The sequence below is a fragment of the Bradyrhizobium sp. Leo170 genome, assembly GCF_004296405.1.
In the GTDB taxonomy this organism is placed as follows: Bacteria; Pseudomonadota; Alphaproteobacteria; order Rhizobiales; family Xanthobacteraceae; genus Bradyrhizobium.
The window spans coordinates 1-21319 of record NZ_PSRR01000055.1 but is presented as its reverse complement, the minus strand read 5'-3'; the positions used below and the strand labels follow the sequence as shown (position 1 = coordinate 21319).

Here is a 21319-nt window from a genome sequence, read left to right as displayed (position 1 = left end):
AGAACGTCTCGCTGGTTTAGAGCGGCGCGAGTTCGCGGAAGGAACCACCAAAGTACACTAGCGGCGCGTCATCTTCGTGCAGATGGACAGAGCGGACCGCGCCGACGAAGATCGAGTGAGTTTCGTGAGCGTGCTCATCGACCAGTTCGCAATCGAGACCGACGAGCGCAGTTTTCAGAATTGGCGCCCCGGTCACTAGCGTTAGCCAACCATCGGCGTCATTGAAGCGGTCGTCGCGTTCGATGCCGCGACGACCTGCGAAAATATTGGCAAGCTCAGCCTGGCCGGCGTTCAAGAAGTTTACGGCAAAGGCCGACGTCTGCCGAATCAAAGCGTGGGCACTCGCCGCACGGTTCACACACGCAATCAGGCGCGGCGGCGCATCGGATAGTGAGCACACCGAAGTGGCCGTGAGCCCAGTTCGACCACCTCGATCGCCCGCGGACAAGATTGTAACTGCGCCGGCATGATAACGCATCGCAGACCGATATGATGCGGGCTCGACATGCTTTGGGTGCGCGTGTGTCGATGTCATTGATCCAGCCACCGAAGTGTTCCTGTTTTATGAGGCGAGACCCCGATCGTACATCGGCGGCGGCGATCTAAGAAATTCAAATATCTTACTTACCGTTTAGATTTTCTGATGATTTCGTCGCTTAACCAAGCTCCTTCCGGCCGCCGATTTAACCAGGCAGTCGGAGTATCAAACCACTGCAATCATCTTGCAGGCGCATCTGACATCCGATCGGCTCGACGCTTTTCGTCCATTCAGACAATCGAGCAGGGCGAGTTTTGCTTCGCCAGCCGGCGGACAACGGCCGATTCAATCATTGTCTACGAAAACGTGGCACGTGCCTCAAGAACACGCACCGCCGCAGATCGCTTCAATCCCTGGAATGCCGTTCTGGACGGCAGCCTCAATCACGCTGCATCCCGCGGGTGCTTCGATCCGCCATCTGCTTGGCCGACAGTGCTAGCCCTATCGGTACGATGCAGGCGCCGGCTTTGAGCACTCCGAGGAATATGATCAGCGTCTCAAGAGGGTTCGGTATCAAGAATGCCACTTTGTTACGTTTTCCGATCCCCCTCCGGAAAAGAGCATGGGCGACCCCGGTTTATCTCACGATTGAATTGAGCCCACGTCAGTCGCTTGTCGTTGAGTACGATGCACTCGTATTCTGCATAGCGATTGGCGTCCTTTCATCACATCGGTCTGGCAAATGCCAACGTCCTCAAACACGTGTTCTCTCCCGACCGTTGCGTGAGGTGACCGAACGAGACCTGGCTATCGTACGTACCTATTAGTCGCGCTCCCTGCGGGACAAAAAGAAGTCGTCCTGTCGGAGTATGAAACACGTTCTCGGTAATTTGCGCCGTGATTTGGCCTGGCAGGTCCGATCGGATCCCAGTCATCAGCGCTCCCGGAATCGAGCCGCCCGCTTCCGTGTAGGCCTCCACCACAAAGCGCGCGCGGCGGTCGGTTGCGGCCACATGCGTTTCGGTGAGCAGGCGGCGGATGGTGCTGGCATCGCGGTTATAAGATAGCCGCTCATAGACGCTCTCCTGCCGGGGATGATCATCAGTGATGGCAAAGGCCATCAATTGTTCAAGGGTCAGATCGCCATCGCGATAGACCTGCATCAGTTTCGGGGAGACCGCGCCAAGCCCCAGGCGTTGCCGCACGACATGCGCCGTCACGCCGAGGCGGGCGGCGATTTCCTCCGCGCCGAAGCCGGGTTCTTCCGCCAGCTTCTTGAAGGTCTCGAACTGATCGGCGGGATACATGTTTTCCCGGGTGACGTTCTCGTCCAGGCTGATTTCGTGCGGATCGTTCGCAGTGTCGATGATGCAGCGGATCGGCTCGGTCTTCTTGATCTCCTTCCGCTTCACTCGCAGAAGCTGTGCAAGCCGCCTGCCCTCACCGATCCTTGGCGCCGGACGTGCGCGTTTGCACCACGTAGAAATCGGCCTGGCCGGGACTCGCGGTGAACGACTTCTCGGCGTCGAGCCTCCGTCACGAGAGACTTCGGACAAATGGTACCACCAGTGCCCGCCCGCCGCGAGCTCACTGGTGGAGAGTTGCCTGTGACGCCGGATGGCTTGGCTTCGGAGCCACGGTCCGGTTCGGGATTTCGGCGGATCGGTCCGTTTAATCCCTGGCGGGAGGGATCAAAACGCAAGTGGCGCGTTGTGCCGGACCAAGCAATCCAGCGGAGTTTCCAGGCGGTCGCAGACTATCGATCTGCAAGACTCGGTACTTACTTCGTATTCGCGAATGCTCACATCCCGTACTCCCCTGAGCGCGTCCCTCGGCCACAGCGTAACCAATGAATCAACGCGCCAAAGCCGGAGCACGGGCTGAATCCTGTAAACTAGGTCCGCGAACGTGACGCAACCCGTGCCACCAAGAGGCTTCAGTCAAGCTCCTAGCTTGAATGCCAATCTGCCATCAGGAACAGATCCCCGCCAGTGCGCTCCGGAAGCTCGCGGCGTTGCCGACATAATGAGCCGCATTCGCCACGAACTCTTCCCGCTCTTGCTCACTCAACACACGACGGAGCTTGGCAGGGGCGCCGGTCCACAACTCGCCGGGCCCGATCTTCTGTCCGCTCGTAAGCAGGGCGCCGGCCCCGAGGACGCCGCCGCGTGCGATGACGGCGCCGTTCATGACCACAGCCCCCATTCCAACAAATGCCTGATCCTCAAGCCTACAGCCATGAATGATGCAGGCATGTCCGATGGTGACGTCGTCTCCGATGATCGTGCAGAACTCTCCAGGATCGACATGCACGACCGTACCGTCCTGGATATTGGTTCGTTTCCCGATCTGGATGAAATTGGCGTCACCACGCAACACACAATGGAACCAGACGCCCGCTTCCGCACCGACCCGCACGTCACCGACGATCGCGGCCGTCGGCGCGATCCAGGCGGAGGGATCTATTGCAGGTTCCGCGTCGCCCAGACGGAAGATCGAAGAGCTGAGGTAAGCGATTGTCTGTGTAGGATTCACGTTCATCATGGTCCTTTCAGAGATAGTAGCTCTTATGGATGATCTTCCATTCGCCCTTGCAGAAGGCGAGATTGAAGAGATCCTGACCATCGAGGGTTCGAGGTCCCATGACGAAGCTGAAAGCCACTCTTACGCTTGCAAGGTAGTCCACGATGCTGATCTCGATCTCGCGCGCTTTTTCTTCGGCATTGTCGTATTTGGTGTGCAATGAGTCGATCGATCCGACGAACTCGTCGAGGGTTATGGTTTTGATCTCGTCGCCCTTCACGTAGTAGTGTTGGATGTTCGCTTTCGGATGGAAGGTCTCGCGAAACGCTTTCTCGTCCCACGTCTTTACCGCGGTCAGGTATTTCGCGATCACCTCACTCACGGCCTGCTTTTGTTGTTCGATCTTCATGCTATCACTCACGATGTTGCGCTCCTGTTTGCGTTAGATGAGTCGACGCGCGGCATTCCAGTAATGCTCGCGGATATCCTTCTTGAGAACCTTTCCGACGTTGCTTCGCGGCAGGGCATCCCATATCGCGACGCTCTTTGGCGTCCTGATGCTGCCAAGCTGATCCTTGCACAGCGCAATCAGCTCCCTCTCCGCGACACTTGCTCCCGGCTTCAGCTCGACCACGGCAGTGACCGCCTCGCCCCATTTCTCATCCGGAATACCGATGACCGCGCAGTCCTGGATCGCCGGATGGGTCCACAGGACCTGCTCGACCTCGCCCGGATAGACGTTGAAGCCGCCGCTGATGATGATGTCCTTGCTGCGGTCGACAAGATGAACATAGCCCTGCTCATCCTTGAAACCGATGTCCCCCGTGTGGAACCAGCCGTTGCGGAAGGCTGCCTCGGTTGCTTGGGTGTTGGACTGATATCCTGTGCAGAGATTGGGCCCGCGGCACACCACTTCACCTTTGTCGCCGGGTGGCACAGGCTGCCCGTCGTCGTTCTGCACATCGATCATGACAAGTGGGCTGCCCCGTCCGATGCTGCCAAAGCGACCCGAGTGCAGCGCGTCGGCATGCTCTTCCGGCCCCATGATGGACACCGTGCTGGTGGCTTCCATCAGACCGTAGAGCTGGGTCATCACAGGACCGAATACCGACCAGGCCTCGCGCAACTTCTCGATGGAGATGGGAGCTGCGCCATACATAAGATGGCGTAATGATCCGAAGTCATGCTTTCCAGGAACATGCCTTGCCAGCATCATGTAAAGCAGCGTCGGCGGAACGAACAGGCTTGTGATCCTGTGACGCTCGATGGATTCGAGGATCAGGTCCGGAGTCGGCTTTGGCAAAACGATGTTTACGCCGCCTTCGGCGAACACCGCGTGGGCGACTTCACCTGCGACATGCGAAAGCGGCGTCACGACCAGATTAACCGGCTGGGTGCCGGCAAACAGTTTCAGCCGGTAGTTGGCAATCAGAGTCATCCAGTTTGCGCTGGCGCGCATCACGCCTTTTGGGCGACCGGTGGATCCGCCGGTGGATATGAGCGTCACCGTATCGAGAGGACCGATATCGACGTCGCGCGATTCCGCGGGGAATGGCCCGCAGAACTTGTCGAGCGTTTGGTGGCCGGAGACCTTGCCGTTCACGACGACGATGCCTTTGAGACTTGGCACCTGCTGGCGCAAGAACTCGATATGCGCGCCGAACTGCCTGTCGACGAACAGCCACTCGGCGCCGAATGCCTTCATGTTCGCCGCGCATTCAGATGCGACGGCGCGGGGATTGAGTGGCATCCACACAAGAGGCGTACGGTGAATGCCGAGCTGCACGGAGAAGAACGACGGACCATTGGCAATCCAGCTGGCGACCTTTGCGCCGGGCGCAAGGCCGGTCGCATCCATCGCCTGGGCGATCCGCCGGCTATCCTCCTGGAGGTCGCGATAGGTCGTGATCCTATCCTCGCAGATGACCGCCGGCGCTTCCGGCCGGAGGTCGGCTTGCTTGTCAAAGAAATCAAACAGGCGCATGTCTGTTGCCTTCGGTCGCGGACGGTTGAAATTCGGCCACGTCAATGAATGTTGCGAAATTTTCGACCGGCTCCCGCTCGGTTACCAGCCCGTTGGCAGGCGCGTCCCTGTCGCCATAGCCGAGCGACATTCCGCAGACGACGATTTCATTGTCTGGAACTTTGCAGAGCGGGCGGATGATATCGTGATAGTGACGCCAGGCGGCCTGGGCGCAGGTGTCGAGACCGACATCACTGGCCGCAAGCATCAGCGATTGCAGGAAGATGCCGTAGTCGAGCCAACTGCCATGCTGCAACGATCGATCGATCGTAAAAATGAGACCGACCGGCGCGCCAAAGAATTCGAAGTTGCGCCCCGCGATCGCCCAGCTTGCCGCGCGGTCGCCTCTTGCCACCCCCAGCAAGTGGTAAAGCCCGAATCCAACCGTTCGTCTGCGGCTCAGATAGGGCTCGAACAGCGGTTCGGGGTTGTAGTCATACTCGCCAAACGGCTTCGGCGGCTTCTCCCGAAAAGGCTCCTGCTCCCGTTTTGCCAAGACTTCGCGAATGAGCCGATCTTTCGCCGGACCCATCAGGACATAGACGCGCCATGGTTGCATGTTGGTGCCGCTGGGCGAACGGGCAGCCGCATGCAGCAGTTCAACAATGAGCTCCTTCGACACCGGCTTGGGAAGGAAGCCACGTACCGACCGCCGTCGGCGCAATAATTCGATCACGCTCATTTTGTCATCCCTCTAAAGGCCGCCGAGGAAGCTGTTGCGCACGGATGGATTCGACCGCAACTCGCCGGACGGTCCTTCGAGGACGATTGACCCCACTCTCAGCACGTAGGCGCGGTCCGTCACCTCCAGCGCTTTGGTGAGGTTCTGCTCAGCGAGCACCACGGCCGTGCCCGACTTCGTGATTTCTGGAATCCTCCAGAGCACCTCGTCCGTGAGCTTCGGCGAAAGTCCCAGCGACGGTTCGTCCAACAGCAACAGCCGTGGCCGACTCATGAGCGCCCGACAGACCGCGAGCATCTGCTGCTGGCCTCCCGACAATGTCCATCCGAGCGCCATCTCCTTCTCCTTCAGCGCGGGAAAGATGGCGTACATCTGATCGATCAGCCGATGCCTTTCCTGCCCGGTCGAGAAGGCCGCCACTTCGAGATTCTCCCGCACTGAAAGGCCGGGAAAGACACGACGGCCTTCCGGCGAATAACCCATGCCGAGCCGGGCTCGGCGGTGCGCCGTCACGGCACGCACGTCATGTCCATCGAACAGGAGCTCGCCCCGACTAACCATAAGAAGCCCGATGATGGCTTTGATGAGCGTTGTCTTGCCTGCGCCGTTAGCACCAACCAGCGCTACGGCTTCGCCGGGACCAATGCGCAGCGACAAGTCCTTCAAGGCGGCGATCTCGCCATATCGGACGGATAGATTTCTTGCCTCCAGAAGATGTTTCACGCGCCAAGTTCCGCGGCATGTCTGCGGCCGATATACGCCTCGACGACGCGCTCATCCTGGTAAATTGCGCTGGGGCGACCTGAAGCGATCAATTCGCCGTAGTCCAGGCAAACCATGTGGGTTGCCAGGCTCTTCAGGAACTCCATGTTATGCTCAATGACGAGCAAGGTGAGGCCGCGTGCCGCCAGCCCCTCGAGATGTCCGGCGAGTTCGGCTTGTTCGCTCTCATTTAGTCCCGCGGCAGGCTCATCAAGCAGGAGCACGACGGGATCGAGGCAGATGGCACGGGCAATTTCCACCAGCCGTTTGATTCCATGCGGCAGCGATCCGCATCTGGCATCCGCGATCTTGTCGAGCCCAAACTGGCGAAGCACATGCAGCGCGTGGGATCTTGCACGCTCGAGTCTTGAATCCCGGCGGCCGGTCAACATGGCCTTGCCAAGCGATGCCTCCTCCGACCTGAAGCGGGCCACCGCAACATTATCCAGAACGCTCATGTCCTCAACGAGCCGCAGGTTCTGGAAGGTTCTTCCGACGCCGCGCGCCGCGATCTCGTCCGAGCTCATCGAAGTGATCTCGTTGCCGCCAAGGACAATCTCGCCCGCATCGGCGCGATAGATCCCGGTCATGCAGTTGACGAGCGTCGTCTTGCCGCTGCCGTTCGGCCCGATCACGGCGGTGATCGATCCACGCATCAGCGAGAAGCTGACGTTGTTCAGCGCATGCACGCCCCCGAACGTCTTGGTCAGGTGACGTATTGCCAGTATGGGCGTCTCCGACGGCATCAGAACGCCCTCACCCGCGGGCAGGTTTGACGGACGTGATGAAGCAGCGACGGTCGAAGTCCGTTCCGGCGTCGCAACAGGCAGGATACGATCGACAAACCCCGCCAGCCCCTCGGGCGCCAGAATCAGGATCAGAATCAGCACGCTGCTCGTGATGATGACGTAGCTCTGCTCGAAACCACGTAGCCATTCCGGCAGATGCACCACCAGCAGGGCACCTGCGACGGCCCCCCATACATGCGTTCGGCCGCCGATGACCGCCATGGTCAAGCATGCGATCATGACCTTGAAGTCGAGTCCCTCCGGAGAGACGATGCGGATCGTATGCGCATGCAGTGCGCCGGCCACGCCGGCTATCGCGGCGCTGAGCAGAAACATCGCAAAGCGGATCGCGTCCGGGTCGATGGCCAGCGCTCTTGCGGCAACCGCGTTCTGCCGGACCACATGGCAAGCCAGCCCATAGAGGCCCCGCTTGGTCTGATGTGCCACGATGGCCGCAAACAACACGAACGACCATACGAAGAGCAGCAGCGGCCAGCCGCGACCGATCTGGACACCGAACAGCTTCGGAAGAGGAACTCCGGAAAGCCCTATGGCTCCCCCTGTCAATGACTGCCAATCGATCGCCAGCAGCAACAGAACCTGACCAACGCCCAGAGTCGCGAGCGCGAAGTAATGCGAGGCAAGGCGCAACACCGGAATTGAGATCAGCACTGCCAGGAGAACGCAGGCCACAATCGACGCCAGGAAGGTTTCTGCAAAGTCGAGCCCGGCCTTCGCCGCCAGAATTCCGGTCACATAGGCCGAAAAGCCAAAAAAGGCGCCCTGCGAAAGCGAGAGCTCGCCGACATAGCCGAAGATGAACTGATATCCGATGGCGAGGATCGCAAATACACCCGCCAGGGTGAAGAGACGGAGGTCGTAGGGTGACGACATCACGAGCGGCCATGACGCCAGCGCACAAAGCGCGGCCAAGCCGACCACTAGGCGGAGTTTAGCGGAACGAAGCATCAGGCACGCTGCTGAACGGCTTCGCCGAACAGTCCTTGCGGACGAAAGAACAGCACGACCAGAAAAGCCAGATAGAGCCAGATCGTCGACGCCGTCGGCGAAAATAGCGCTCCGAACGACGGAAGAGCTCCGACTGCCCAAGGCAGGATGACCGGCAGCGACGGGACAAGGACTTCGAACGCCGCCACCAGGAAGGCACCGGCGACGGCTCCACGAAGACTTCCCCACCCTCCCATGGTCGCGGCAACGTACGTCTTGATCATGTACGCTTCGCCGTCGCCGGGCGTGATGTAGAACGTGTTCGCGAAGATCAGCCCTGCAGCTCCGGCAAGCGCGGCCGAAATCCCGAACGTGATCAGAATCATGACGTTCACGTTCACGCCGAGCGCCGTTGCCATTTCCCTGTCCTCGGCCACGGCGCGAAGGCGCTTACCCAGAACGGTTCGCGAGAAGATGACGTATTGCAGAGCCACCAGTGCGATCGCGAGCACGATTGTGGAAAGCGACTGCACATTCAGGACCGCATCGCCGACCCGGAGCGACCCGCCCGAGAGGATCGGCGGCCCCACCCGCGGCGACGGCCCGAACACCAGCAGTGTGGCCGTCTCGAGTATCGCGCCCATGGAAATGGTCGAGATGAATACAGAGACGGCCGGCCGGTTTCGCAAGGGGTAATAGGCTGCCAGGGACAACAGCCCGCCGATCAGCATCATGCCGGAAAGCACAACCGGCAGCACAATCGCTCCCGGAAGCTTAAGCATTGCGCCAAGACTTGCGGCGAGGAATCCGCCGACCACGACGAAGCTGCCGTGGGCCAGGTTCACCGCGCCGGTGGCGTTCAAGACCAGGACAAAGCCGATGGCGAGAAGCGAATAGGCTGCCCCAAGCGAGAGCGTATTGAGCAGAAGCTGTGTCATCGATGAAACTGACGAGATACGAGCTGCATTCTCAGGCTAGAAGCGCGATCAGTAAGCGACGACATCGTCGTATCGCTTGACCAGCTTCGGCGTCAGTGACGAACCGTCGTAGCAGACGATGACGACCGAATGCGCCAGATTTCCCTTGCCATCTGACTTGTAGGACATCGCGACGCCCTGATATTCGCTTGTCGACATGTACCTTCGCACATCCTCGGCCGACCTCGCCCCGCTCTTGACGGCCGTCAAAGCCATCATGAGACCATCGTATTGTTGAATGGCATAGGCATCAGGCATCGCACCGAACTTCGACGTGTAATCATCGAGGAAACGATCCGTCATGGGGTTCGCGCCTTTTTCGAGCCACCACGCGCTTTCAGCGCACACTCCCTTCAGATCCGACGGTTGCAGCAGCGCCGCCGTCGCCGGCATTGCGATCGTGGTATTTCCGACCACGGGGATCTGCACGCCTCCCGCCGCAAGCTGCTTGATCACCATCGCAATCGAGGCGCTGTGCATCTGAATGAGAATGACGTCAGGTTTCGCTGCCTTCAGCTTGGCAAGCGTAGCCGAGATCTCCTTGGCAGTGAGGTCGACGCCTTCGGAAAACACCACCTCTCCACCGAGCTTGGAGAGGTAGTCCGACATGTACTTGAAGCCACTTTGACCATAGCCCGTCGTATTGTACAGGATCGCGGCCCTCTTCAACTTCAGTTCGTCGACGACGTATCGGATGTGAGCCGCCTTTGAGATGGCGTCGTGCGGGTACAGGCGGAACATATACGGATTGCCCTGCTCCGTTACCGGGCCCGTGCCAGTCGGAGCGAGGATCGGCATCTTGTTTTCGAGAGCGACGGGAAGCATCGCAAGCACCTGCGTCCCGAACAGCGGCGCCACCGCGAAGTCGACATTCTTGTCGCCAACGGCGCGCTCGAGCGCGTTCGCTCCGCCTTCCGCAGCGGTTCCGGAATCGACGGTTTGCGCCTTGATCTTCAATCCCGGCGGCGCATGCGCTATTGCCAAATTGGCGCCGTTGAGCTGCGATGTGCCTTCGAGCGCGAGGAGTCCCGTGATCGGCACAATGATCGGCACCGTCAGGCTTGTTTCCTCAGCCGACGCACTCCACGACAAGAGCAGCGCAGCCGCAAATACCGTCCTGCCGACAAGCCTCATTCGAGCCTCTCCCGCGTTACCGAAGGCTCACCTTCGGAGATACTCAGCTAGGGATGAAGCTCACACGATTTCGTTGGTACGCACCAATATTGATTTCCGACGGCAGCCTTAGACTTTTCCTAGGTCTCGGGTCGACGCGCCTGAGCAGTCCACTACGCATCGGCCCGGCACCTCGGCATATGCGTGATGTCCGCAGTGAACTCTTCAGCAAGGCCTGAAAGCAGCTCGATCACCGCATTGATGGATTTGCACGTCGGCCTGTTGGCTCCGCGGACGATGTAACTCTGCAAAGCCAATGAAGGATTGATGATCGGCCTATAATCAACGGCCCGCTGAAACAGCGGTGGCTCGCCGATACACGGAAATATACTGTAGGCACTTCGACTGGCGACGAATTCATAGAGCAGCGTGATCGAGTCGATTTCGGCCACAATGTTGAGGTCTACGCGCCTCTCGTTGGACATGCTGTCCAGGAGGAGACGGCAGGCGTGGATACGCGACGTATGATGAAGCGGGATAGCACTGAGATCCGCGAAATCGATTGGCCGGCCCAGCTCTCGCTTGCCGTCGATCGGGCCTAGCAGGTAGAGCTGCTCCTTGAGGAACGGTATTGCACCATCCATGGTATGGCGCTCGGGAAGATACAGGATGGAAAGATCGAAGCGACTGCCTGCGTGCCAGGCGCTTACTTCGCCGCTAAGCGCCTCGAAAATCCTTACGTCGAGCTTGGGATAGAGTCGCTTCGCTCGTTCCAGAAGTACTGGTGCCACCACATTGGCTATGGTGGTAATCATCGCAATGGTCACGCTGCCGGACACTTCGCGATCAAGCTCGGCGACCGCCGCACGCGCCTGTTCGATCCGGGCCAGGATATCTCGACCATGTTCGAGGAATATCGACCCGGCGGCAGTTAGCCGCACCCCGCGCGCGTGTCGGACCAGGAGCTCCGCATTCAATTCTGCTTCGAGCTGGCCGATCTGCGCGCTGATGGCGGGTTGGGAAATATGAAGTCGGTCGGATGCCCGAGCGAAGCTTCCGCTGTCTGCCACAGCCTTGAAGTACAAGATTTGCTTGATATCCATTATGAGAACCAAGCAAGTCACGTGCCGTTTTACGCAAGGAACCGCCTTTCACGCGGCGCCCCGCCATGCCGCAGGCTATCCAGCCAGCAACAGCACTCCGTGGCAACACCTCATCATCCGGCCTGGCGACCTTCCAGACGGGTGGCGATTTCAGCGCCCTCCTCTTCAACATCAGCAAAATGGGCCGCCCGTAGCCGGTCGCGTCGGACATGGAAATCGAAGAGATCAAACCGGTTGTAGCCTGCCGCAACGTCGTGAAATCGCTTCGGTTCGATGCACCGCCCAAGATCGAGTCCCGCAAAGATGAGTCCCTGCGCCATGGTGGATTCACCGAAGACCGCCCCCGTTGGGTCCACGAAGAAGCTTTCAGATGCCGGCGTCGCCTCCAGCACGCTCAACGCGTCCTTGTCGCCATTCGCTATCCACTCGCAAGCAGCCTGATCCAACAGACTGCCAACAACCATCACGAAGCATTTTGCCTCGAAAGCATGGGCGGCGGCTCGGATTCGATTTGCAGATCGATTGTCATAGTTCCCGGCCTGTTCCGGCGGTCTTGTCGGCCATACCGGAGGATAGGACGCTACGTGAATTTGTTCGGCCTGCGCGATCAGGGCAAAACGTGCGAGCGGATTGGTATTCTCGCCGCAGATCAGCGCTCCGATCCGGCCAATGCGCGTTTGCGCCACCCGCAGGCCATGAGCGTCCCCCGGATTCCACGCGAGCTTTTCGTAGAAGGTGGGTACCAGCTTGCGATGATGCACGAGAACATTTCCATCATCTCCGATTAGCAGATTGCTGTTCCACAGACCTCCGACACTTGCCGGGTCGCGCTCACTGAATCCAATCGAGACGAAGATCTTGTGCCTTTGCGCCGCGTCCTGAAGCCGTCTGATCTCGGGTCCGTCAGCATAGATGCTCGCAGCCGCGAACGCCGCAAACGCGTCATGTGTCCGGATCGGCGCATGCACGGCCGCCCAGATCGGGAATCCCGGAACGAAGCTCTCCGGAAAAGCGATGAGCGAAGCGCCCTCTTCCGCCGCCTGTGCAATGAATCCGATGGCTTTCTCGATGGTCGCCGCCGGATCAAGAAAGACGGGAGCCACATGCGCGGCAGCGACTGTAACATGTTCGGTAGTCATCCTATCCCAGCTCCTGGTCCTGATGTAGCCAATTGACTCTCCGGAGATCTGTGCGATGAAATTCCGGAGATAGTTTCATAATGATCGGAGATATTGGCTTGTGACGCCCCCCATCGAACGCCTCGATTGGGATGACCTGCGGATCTTTCTTGACGTGGCGCGTGTTGGCAGCCTGACTCAAGCCGCCCGCGCACTCAAAGTCGACCACTCCACCGTCAGCCGGCGGCTCACCCGGCTCGAATATGCCGTAGGAGCGACGCTGTTCGAACGAGGCCGCGGCGGCGTCACATTGACTGAGATGGGTGTGGCGGTGATGCGGCGCGCCGAAGAGCTTGCCGCGGGGATAGGTCAGCTGCGAGCGGATGTGAGTGGATCCGCAGCGACGGGTCTCGTCAGGCTTGCCACAATGGAAGGTATCGCATCGCTCTGGCTCACACCGAGGTTGCGGGCACTGCAGGAGCGGGCCCCCGACGTAAGGCTCGAACTCGTCACCTCCTCTCAGCAGGTGCGGGTCAATCGCCGCGAAGCAGACCTGTTCCTTTCGTTCTTTCGCCCGACCGGTCGAAACCTGATCAGCTCGCAGCTCGGTACCTTCACAACGCATCTGTGGGCATCGCCAGGCTATCTCGCAAGGGCCGGCACTCCAGGGACGCTCGACGACCTCGCGCGCCATGACTTCGTCGGCTACATCGAAGAGTTTGTTCTGGTCGATGCCGTCCGTTGGCTCGAGGAGCTGGTGCCGGACCCCCGCCTGGTCTTCACAAGCAACAGCATGATTTCGCAACTTGGCGCGGCCCGTGGCGGCGTCGGCATCGTCTGCTTGCCCTCGTTCAGCGGCGCCGAGCAATTCGGCCTCGTCAAGGTTCTTGCGAACATACTCACAGGACGGCGCGATCTGTGGCTCACGGTGCACACAGATCTCGCGAGCGCACCGCGAATAAGGGCCTTTACCGATACACTGCGGGCCCTGATCGACCGCGATGATGCCTTCTCCAGCTGTGCTGAAGTGCATCAGTGAGCCTCCCCTGCGACGCCCGTTGTCGACTGCCTGATTTTCCCGCGTTCGATGCTGTACGTTAGATCAACGAGGGACCGCGTGTGCACGGCGTCGGACTCACTGATCAACACCGTGAGCGATCCGCTCGTGCGAAGCTCGGAAAGAATCTCGGCAATACGTTGAGCGAGCGCAGGCGCAACGCCCTCGAACGGCTCGTCGAGCAGAAGCAGATTGCGACCGACCATGAGGGCACGCGCAAGCGCCACGAGCTTCTGCTGACCGCCGCTCAGTTCCATCGCACGACGACGGGCAAAGGGAACAAGCTCGGGAATCACCGAATAACATTGTTCGAGTCGCGCTCCTGCATCAGGGATTCGAGTTGCCAAGGTCGGCAGCAGGATGTTCTGCTCCACTGTCCATCCTGCGATCAGTCGCCTGTCTTCGGGCATATAGCCTACGCCGTATCGGGCGTGATCGGATGGGCTGGCTTCCGTTGTTGCCCGATCTCCGATCCGGATCTCTCCGGCCCATCGCGGAATCAGGTTCATCACCGTGCGCATCAGCGTCGTCTTGCCGGCTCCGTTTCGCCCGACCAGGGCGGCAAACGAATTCGGCCGAACGTGGAGCGAAACATTTCGAAGAACTTCCGCCCCGGCGATGCGAACACAAAGGCGATCAAGCTGGAGCATGACAGCCATCCGCGCTCAACGGCGCCACGCCCGCCCCCGTGATATAACGAACAACGTCGCGGTCCGCGAACACCTCCGCCACATCTCCATCGGCAATAATCCGGCCATCGTAGAGCGCAATCACGCGAGACGCGTATTCACGGACGATCTCCATATCATGCTCAATGAAGATGACGGACGTCGACGTTTTACGAAATCGTTCGATCAGGCGGCCGATGAGATCGTTCTTCTCATCGACACTGACGCCGCTTGTCGGTTCGTCAAGCAAGACGAGAGCGGGGCTCGCGCAAGTCGCCATTGCGATGTCCAGCAGCTTGCGTACTCCTTGGGGAATATGCGCGACGACGGCGTCGGCATGTTCGCCGATCCGATAGTCCTCAAGGAGACGCTGGGCCTTGTCGAACAGACCTCGATCGGAGAACCGCCGCAGCAGCGACGTTCGCGGATCAACCAACAGAGACAGTGCCACCATCATGTTCTCACGGGCGGTGCCGCTGGCGAACAATTGAGGCACCTGGAACGAGCGCGCAATTCCCCGCCGCGCCAACGCGCGCGGGGGCATCCCGGTCACGTCCGTTCCGCGGAACATGACCCGTCCCGCGGTCGGTTTCAGATAGCCGGATATGATGTTGAGAAGGGTGGTCTTGCCGGCACCATTCGCGCCGATGATGCCCACGATTTCTCCGTGTTTCACCGAAGGGTCTATCCCTTTGGTCGCGACAAAGTCGCCGAACCTGCACTGAATGCCGGTACAATGCAGCAAATCGGTCACGATACCACGCCTCCGGCCAGAGAGCGTGATCGCCGGGAGACCGCTTTCCTGGTCATTGACCACAAGAGCGTGACCAACCGGTCAAGGCCGACGGGGAGAAAGAGAACGATCGCCAGCATCATCGCGCCAAATACCGACTGCCATTGATCAGGAAACAGCGCCGACGCATAGCTTCGCAGCACCTCCAACAGAAAGGCACCGAACGCCGGACTGAGGATGCTCGCCTGCCCGCTGAGGAGGACGACAAAAATGAAGTCGCCTGCCGTCGTCCAGTATGCGAATTGCGGATCGACATGACGCGCCGACAAGCCTGCGAGCGCTCCGCCCGCTCCCCCCAGCATACCGGCAAGCGTATAGGCGACCCAGACGATCTGCTTGACCGAGTATCCGAGATATTCCACCCGGACCTCATTGTCGGCAACGGCGCGGATCAGCCATCCGAATCGAGAACGAAGCAGGATGTGCGTGGCGATGCTGAATGCTGCCCAGACCCAGATGCAGAACACGAATCCGCTCCACTGCGCGTCGGCGCCGCGGGGGCGATAGCCGGCATAGGACATCAATCCGATGTTAAGGCCGTCGCTTCCACCAAACAGGCGCACCTTGGTGGCTATGCCAAACACCACCATGGAAACCGCCAAAGTCAGCATCGAGAAGAAGATGCCGCGGTATCTTGCGAGGAAACTACCGAGGATGACGGCAACCAGGCCCGCGCTGATCGTGGCAACGAGAAGGACCACGAACGCGTCGGTTATAGCCGCAAGTTTCGTCGTCAAGGCAACCGCATAACCGCCAACAAAGTAGAAGAGGCCCTGCCCGAACGAAAGCAGGCCAGCACGAAGCAGGATCATCACCCCCGCCGATGTAAGTGCCGTCGCCGTGGAGAGTTGCCCGAGATAACGAATCCAGCCCGGCACTCCAGATGCGCTGAGGCTCGCAGCGATAGCCACGCCCAGCAACGTCGCAATGGTCCAGTCGATTTGGCGTCTGGTCATATTCGCCGCGCCTGTGCCGGCGCCAACAATCCGAATGGCCTCACCGCGAGCACGCCAGCCATCACCAGATACACGGCAAAGATCTCGAGCTCCGGAAGCAAATGGGCGGTCAGGGCACGCGCGAGCCCGATGATTGCCGCGCCAAGCAGTGCGCCCGGAATACTGCCAAGGCCTCCGACGACCACGACGGCAAAGGCGATAACGATGACTTCAACCCCCATACCCGGGCTGACGGCAATTTTCGGTGCCGTGAGTGCGCCAGCAAGGCAACCGAGGGCGGCGCCGACCATAAACGTAGCCGTCTTGATGCGGCCGACATGGATGCCCATTGCAGCACTGATCTCGCTGTCGAAGACAACCGCCGTCACACAGCGGCCGACCCGCGTCCTGTTCAGGACGAACCAGACGATAGCAGCCAGCATCATCGAGACCCCAATCAGAGCGACGTCATAAACCGGGTACTGCAGGCCGCCGATGCCGATCTGCCCAAGGCTGTCCCTGGGCTGCGCCGCGTAGAGCGACCCTCCGCCTGACACAAGCTTTGTCGCATCATCGAGAATCAGAAACAGGGCATAGGTTGCGATCAGGACCAGTGGCTCCGGGTAACCGTACAAGCGCCCCAGAATGCAGCGTTCGGTCAATAGACCGATCACAGCTCCAATTGCGACGGCAGCCGCAAGCGCCGCCACGAGTTGAATCCAGGTTGCCCAGCCAAGCGTCACCGACGCGCCGATCGCATAGACAGCTGCGTAGGCTCCCACCGAATAGAATGCTCCATGCGCGATGTTGAGTAGGCGAAGGACGCCAAAGACCAGGGTCAACCCGACCGCCACGAGGAAAAGCCAGGCGGCGAACGATGCAGCATCCACAACAACTGCACTGAGCGTACTCACGGAGTCATTCCGTGGGTAGGAGCGACCAGAGAGCGACAAATACGATCAAACCCGGCGCGCATCAGCACTTGGCTCCCTTGAATCCGGATTTGATCCAGTCAACGGCACGAACCCCGTTCGGCGGATTCACGCACTCCGCCGGGTAGACCTTGACCTCGGTGATGATGGCCTCGTTCCTGGCCTTGTCCCATCCGGAATAGACGCCATAGGCCGTCGCCTGGATCGCCTGGTGACCATCATTATTCGCCATGGTGGCCGGAAAGCCGCTTGCAGTATCGAAGGTCAGCCCCTTCAAGGCCGCGATCACAGCCTCAGTCTTTTGCCTGCCAGCGGCTCCGGCTGCGGCCTTCTCGTACGCCGCCTTGATACCGAATATTCCTTGCGCCGCAGCGTAGGCCCCGAAAGGCGGCATCCTGTTATACGTCTTGCCGTACTCCGCCTTGAACCAGGCCGACAACGGCGTTTTGCGGGCAAAGTAGCCATGCGGCCCCCGCGCACCGAAGATCGAGCCGACAATTGCTTTCTCGCCAAGATCGTCGATGATGCCAGTACCCATCGTCAGAACGAATTTCGATTTCTGATCGAGACCGCGGGTCGACGCCTGAAGCGCGAAGGCATCGGCGTCACCGCCCCAGAAGCTGGAAAACAAGGCTTCGGAAGGCGTGCCAAGCAGCGTGCTGATCTCGGCGCCATAATCGCTTGTCCCTAGCTTCGTGAACGACGCGGCGGGATATTGAATGTCCGGCTTGAGCGCGGACATCGCTGCCTTGAACTCGGTCCAGCTGTCCTGCCCCCATGAGTAGTCCTGATTGATGCCCGACACCGTCTTGATGCCCGGCATTTTCTCGAGAAGATATTTGGCGGCTGCAACCTGATCCATGGTGCCGGTCGGAGCCGTCCGCACCGAATACAGAGGTTCGGTGACGATGTCTTCGAACAGTTGCGGATTGCCGCAATGGAAGAAGTCCGTCAGAACCCGCAGTTCCTCCGCGACCGGCGCGATCGCATTGCAATCTCCGCTCGAATTGTAGCCGATCACCACGTCGACCTGTTCGCGTTCGACCAGGCGACGATACTCGGCCAGCTGTTTTTGCGCGCCGCCCGCTTCATCAACGAACACGGCCTGAATCGGAAGACCATTGATACCTGGTTTGTCGTAGGGAGCCGGTACTTTTCCTGCATTGAGGGCTTCGACGATCAGCTTGGCCCCATCCCGGGCATTCGATCCGTATGCTGCACCCGGTCCGGACAGGAAGAAGACGAAACCTATCTTCACTTGCTCCTGTGCCGCCGCGAAGCTCGGTAAAGTACCTGTCATGCAGGCCAACGCGGCCGCAGACATGATCGATTGTACGAGAGTCCTTTTCATCACGACCTCGATGAGCAACAGGAATTTCCTCGCGGAAGCCGCGAAAGCCACGCCGGAGGATGGGACGATTTCAACGCAGCTGCTTGGCGTCGAACCAGGAGAGAAGACCGGTATCGGGATGGCAGTTCAGATATTCAAAGGTGTGCCCGCCTTCCGGCAGGACGTAAACCTCGTGCCAGGTTCGGAGTTGATTGGCCGCACCGTAATGGCGATAGCGCCTGATCGCCGCTGAAAAGATCGCTGCGTGGCTGGCGTGGTTCTCGGACCAGTCCTCCAAGTGCTGTAACGAAAGAAAGTAGGCATGTGCATATTCGTCAGGCTCGAGATGGCCGCGTATATCGCTACTGCGTTGCCAGCGCATGGAGGCACATCCGCTTGGCAGCGCATTCCTCTCCAAATAGTCCATGCCGGCGCTCACCGGGCCCCGCAATTGCTCTTCGTAGTTGGCGTGCTGCTCCTGGTCCATAAAGCCCCAGCTTGATCCACCGCGGATAATGGCAATGTTCTTCGGCGAATGAACCGCCCAATGCTCGCCAAAGCCAATGCGGGTGGACTGTCGCCGCAGCGCCGTTCCAAACGTAGATTCGAGCTTGTCCTTTGCGGTCGCCAACAGCCGGTCCCGCATGGCACCGTAGTAGCCGCAGTAAGGCGTTGGATAGAGCGCGACCTCCGCGCTCGCGGAAACGCCGATCGGGAAGTCCAGCCAGAACAGGCTTTCTTGACGATCGCGCGGAACACGCAAGATTTCACGCCAGGTGCCAAATGGACCAGTAAGCCGCGCGGGGTCTTGCCACCAGCTTTCCGCCGCCTCATCGCGCATCCATCGTGCAAACCGCTCCTCGTTCACCCAATAAGCAGATACGAGATGGGTGGCCGTGCCGTAGAGCGTGCGGGACCGTGCGTGCTGGAGACAATTCGGACCGTCGGGATGGCTTGAAAGGAAGCGCTCGATCCACGAAAGCAAGGGATGATCATTCACGGCAGCATCGCTCGGCGCTTCAGCGCCGAATAGTGCCATTCGAAACTGCGATTGCCCCGGAGGCACTTGGAATGACCACCGCTGCACCGCAGGCTTGAAGTTTGGCGGCTTGCGGAGCGGCGTCACGCGCTCTGCGGGACTGAAGACCTCGGTCGGAGCCTCGGCAAGCACCCGCGCAACGGGGGTACGTGGTCGCCAATGATCGACAATGTCGGAAGCCACCATTCCTGGGCTCTCCTTCTGATTTGGTCACCGGCGAGAAAAGTCTCGCATAGCGATACGTGCATGTCTGCACCAAATACCGCACAGCCTTGTGCAGATTTTCGGCAACCGCAGGAGCCGCAGCAGCCCGACTTTCGCATCAGGACAACGGCCATCGGTACCGCCAACACGGCAGACGGCGCACTACCCGCTAAATCCCCCTATAAGGACAACAGAGCCCACGCGATCGCGGCAGAAGCCGCGTCGGTACGAGCTAAGGCCTATCTACCGATCGGCCGGTTACCAAAGGGGGAATGGCTCAGCGTAGGGCCATTCGCACGAGGCGCTGACCGGGAACATATTTGAGAATGTCCGTGGCGCCCGGATAGCGAACCAGGTCGGAGCCGTTGAGCACATAAAGATCGTCGGTATGTTTGCATCGCCATTCGCCATTGCCCGTCAGGGGAAGGTCGATATTTTCACCGAATGCGCTCACCCAGCCGACTTGGCGCGCCGGCGTTCCCACCATCTTTGACCAATCCTTCGTGCTCTTGGTCAGAGTCGCACCTGCGGCAAGAAAAGTGCCGACACCGCAGGTGATGTCAGGAACCACGGTCGAATTGGCGCCGAGGGTCGTTCCAGTCCTTACCAGCGTCTTCCTGAATACGGCGTGGCGATTTACCGCGGCTCGAGAGAAGGCAATGTGAGTAAACACCATGTAGGGAGCACAGAACACGAAGTCTTCAAGCTCCACGTGCGAGTAGATTGAAACCGAATTTCCGAGACGGCACGCATTTCCAACAATGGCATTTCGTTCGAGATAGGTGTTTTGACCGAGGCTACAGTTCTCGCCAATTACCGCGCCGGGCGCGACATGCGAGAAATACCATACTTTGGTGAAATCTCCGACCTTGGCACCGTCCTCAACGACCGCGGTCCGATGGACGAATGGCGCAGAACCATCTCTGGATGATGTCATCATGAAGATCCCTTTCCCTTTTCGGCTTTTGCCCATCCCAGCCGTACGATTACATCACCGGCAACGTGTCCGCTTGGCGAAGCCCTATATTAACAAATGCCCCTCAGAATCAAGCAGCAACAAAAACGAACAGACTCTGCAGCCTCGCGCGTGAGTTGCGATCCAGTCACTGGTTTTCATCCACGAGGTCATGTCGATCAACCACCTCGTCGCGTTCGCGACCGGCGTACGCTTCGCGATCGAGGCGATTGAAATGATTGAGATCGACGACAAGCTTGCCGTGCGGACCGGAATTGCAAGCGGCGAACATTGGTTTTCGATCCGCGGCTTCCGCCACACCGAGGGCAGCGAGTTCCGGTGTGCTGGACCGAGGTCTATATCAACAGGGAGTTTGCCGCGGGGGGCCGGTTATTGCAGCACCACAGAGGGCCGATCTTCCATTTGATCGAAGATCCGTTCGGCCAAAGCATCTTCGAAATTCACCAGGAGATCGCCACAGCTTTGATTTCGCCCGCCTGGCGAGCGGACTGAAAGTGAAAGCGGGAACGACAGCGCTCGAGGTGCAGCGTACCTACAAGTTGGCGAGCGGGAAGATCTCCCAGGTCGCCAACAATACGCACTCAACCTCGCGATTTCGCCATTCGGTGACGATGCGACGTGTGAGGGGATGATTTGCGGCTAAAGCTGGATGCATTCGCGTGGAGCTCATCGGCGCCCGTCTCAAGCTTTATACTAGGATCAGCATTTTCTTCCGACCCGATCGCGGCAAAACAAGGTCCTGAGAACAGATTTCCGACCAAGCCGATCTCGCCTTCCGATCGATCCGGATCCGGCCCTGTTCGCCTATCGCATGACGCGCCGGCCTGCTGGTCACCGATAGGCGATAGGCGTCAGTAGCGGGCCGCTAGT

General features: G+C 59.5%; 19 protein-coding genes and 3 pseudogenes. 2 read left to right on the top strand and 20 right to left on the bottom strand.

What is annotated here, in order from left to right; translation table 11 throughout:
• Positions 1–16: 16 nt before the first annotated feature.
• The 13 genes and pseudogenes from CWO89_RS12640 to CWO89_RS12570 all read right to left on the bottom strand — a co-directional run bounded on the left by CWO89_RS12640 (position 17) and on the right by CWO89_RS12570 (position 12536).
• Entirely contained in the window at positions 17–478 is a 462-nt protein-coding gene (locus CWO89_RS12640; protein WP_245476110.1) for a flavin reductase family protein, read from the bottom strand.
• Positions 479–917: 439 nt separating this feature from the next.
• A pseudogene (locus CWO89_RS49470) lies at positions 918–1097 on the bottom strand (AMP-binding protein); the annotation flags it as partial.
• Positions 1098–1203: 106 nt separating this feature from the next.
• A pseudogene (locus tag CWO89_RS47805) lies at positions 1204–1926 on the bottom strand (ParB/RepB/Spo0J family partition protein); the annotation flags it as partial.
• 523 nt (positions 1927–2449) lie between these two features.
• Positions 2450–3022, bottom strand: a complete 573-nt coding sequence (locus CWO89_RS12615; protein ID WP_207234468.1) for a gamma carbonic anhydrase family protein — start codon at positions 3020–3022, stop codon at positions 2450–2452.
• A gap of 7 nt (positions 3023–3029) precedes the next feature.
• The gene (locus CWO89_RS12610; RefSeq protein WP_130578926.1) at positions 3030–3422 is read right to left on the bottom strand and encodes a nuclear transport factor 2 family protein; all 393 of its coding nucleotides are present in this window, start codon (positions 3420–3422) and stop codon (positions 3030–3032) included.
• A 21-nt stretch (positions 3423–3443) separates the two neighbouring features.
• Entirely contained in the window at positions 3444–4985 is a 1542-nt protein-coding gene (locus CWO89_RS12605) for an AMP-binding protein (RefSeq protein ID WP_130578925.1), read from the bottom strand.
• Positions 4972–5706: a nitroreductase gene (locus tag CWO89_RS12600; RefSeq protein ID WP_130578924.1), complete on the bottom strand. Its 735-nt coding sequence runs from the start codon at positions 5704–5706 to the stop codon at positions 4972–4974. Before CWO89_RS12600 ends, CWO89_RS12605 begins: the two co-directional genes overlap by 14 nt.
• Positions 5707–5718: 12 nt before the next feature.
• Entirely contained in the window at positions 5719–6429 is a 711-nt protein-coding gene (locus tag CWO89_RS12595; protein WP_130578923.1) for an ABC transporter ATP-binding protein, read from the bottom strand.
• Complete coding sequence (locus CWO89_RS12590) at positions 6426–8366, bottom strand: branched-chain amino acid ABC transporter ATP-binding protein/permease (protein ID WP_165421118.1); 1941 nt, start codon at positions 8364–8366, stop codon at positions 6426–6428. Before CWO89_RS12590 ends, CWO89_RS12595 begins: the two co-directional genes overlap by 4 nt.
• A 32-nt stretch (positions 8367–8398) precedes the next feature.
• A pseudogene (locus CWO89_RS47800) lies at positions 8399–9142 on the bottom strand (branched-chain amino acid ABC transporter permease); the annotation flags it as partial.
• 48 nt (positions 9143–9190) lie between these two features.
• Positions 9191–10315 carry an ABC transporter substrate-binding protein gene (locus CWO89_RS12580; protein WP_130578920.1) on the bottom strand — a complete coding sequence of 375 codons (1125 nt, stop codon included), beginning with the start codon at positions 10313–10315 and terminating at the stop codon, positions 9191–9193.
• A gap of 152 nt (positions 10316–10467) precedes the next feature.
• The gene (locus tag CWO89_RS12575; RefSeq protein ID WP_130578919.1) at positions 10468–11397 is read right to left on the bottom strand and encodes a LysR family transcriptional regulator; all 930 of its coding nucleotides are present in this window, start codon (positions 11395–11397) and stop codon (positions 10468–10470) included.
• A gap of 113 nt (positions 11398–11510) precedes the next feature.
• On the bottom strand, positions 11511–12536 hold the full coding sequence (locus tag CWO89_RS12570) for a carbon-nitrogen hydrolase family protein (protein ID WP_130578918.1): 1026 nt from the start codon (positions 12534–12536) through the stop codon (positions 11511–11513).
• A 100-nt stretch (positions 12537–12636) separates the two neighbouring features.
• On the opposite strand from CWO89_RS12570, the gene CWO89_RS12565 reads away from it, so the two are divergent.
• Positions 12637–13554, top strand: a complete 918-nt coding sequence (locus CWO89_RS12565; protein ID WP_130578917.1) for a LysR family transcriptional regulator — start codon at positions 12637–12639, stop codon at positions 13552–13554.
• On the opposite strand, the gene CWO89_RS12560 is transcribed toward CWO89_RS12565, so the two are convergent.
• The 7 genes from CWO89_RS12560 to CWO89_RS12530 form a co-directional block, all read right to left on the bottom strand.
• A complete protein-coding gene (locus CWO89_RS12560; RefSeq protein ID WP_130578916.1) occupies positions 13548–14222 on the bottom strand; it encodes an ABC transporter ATP-binding protein in 675 nt (224 codons plus the stop codon). The genes CWO89_RS12565 and CWO89_RS12560 overlap by 7 nt on opposite strands.
• The gene (locus CWO89_RS12555) at positions 14209–14994 is read right to left on the bottom strand and encodes an ABC transporter ATP-binding protein (RefSeq protein ID WP_165421117.1); all 786 of its coding nucleotides are present in this window, start codon (positions 14992–14994) and stop codon (positions 14209–14211) included. Before CWO89_RS12555 ends, CWO89_RS12560 begins: the two co-directional genes overlap by 14 nt.
• Complete coding sequence (locus tag CWO89_RS12550) at positions 14991–15989, bottom strand: branched-chain amino acid ABC transporter permease (RefSeq protein WP_130578914.1); 999 nt, start codon at positions 15987–15989, stop codon at positions 14991–14993. The genes CWO89_RS12555 and CWO89_RS12550 overlap by 4 nt, the downstream gene beginning before the upstream one ends.
• Complete coding sequence (locus CWO89_RS12545; protein ID WP_245476103.1) at positions 15986–16921, bottom strand: branched-chain amino acid ABC transporter permease; 936 nt, start codon at positions 16919–16921, stop codon at positions 15986–15988. The genes CWO89_RS12550 and CWO89_RS12545 overlap by 4 nt, the downstream gene beginning before the upstream one ends.
• Positions 16922–16943: 22 nt before the next feature.
• A complete protein-coding gene (locus tag CWO89_RS12540) occupies positions 16944–18269 on the bottom strand; it encodes an ABC transporter substrate-binding protein (RefSeq protein WP_130578913.1) in 1326 nt (441 codons plus the stop codon).
• Between the two features lie 52 nt (positions 18270–18321).
• Complete coding sequence (locus CWO89_RS12535; protein ID WP_130578912.1) at positions 18322–19455, bottom strand: phenylacetaldoxime dehydratase family protein; 1134 nt, start codon at positions 19453–19455, stop codon at positions 18322–18324.
• 295 nt (positions 19456–19750) lie between these two features.
• Positions 19751–20413, bottom strand: a complete 663-nt coding sequence (locus CWO89_RS12530) for an acyltransferase (protein ID WP_207234466.1) — start codon at positions 20411–20413, stop codon at positions 19751–19753.
• Positions 20414–20600: 187 nt separating this feature from the next.
• On the opposite strand from CWO89_RS12530, the gene CWO89_RS12525 reads away from it, so the two are divergent.
• The gene (locus tag CWO89_RS12525) at positions 20601–20855 is read left to right on the top strand and encodes a hypothetical protein (RefSeq protein ID WP_130578911.1); all 255 of its coding nucleotides are present in this window, start codon (positions 20601–20603) and stop codon (positions 20853–20855) included.
• Positions 20856–21319 lie beyond the last annotated feature (464 nt).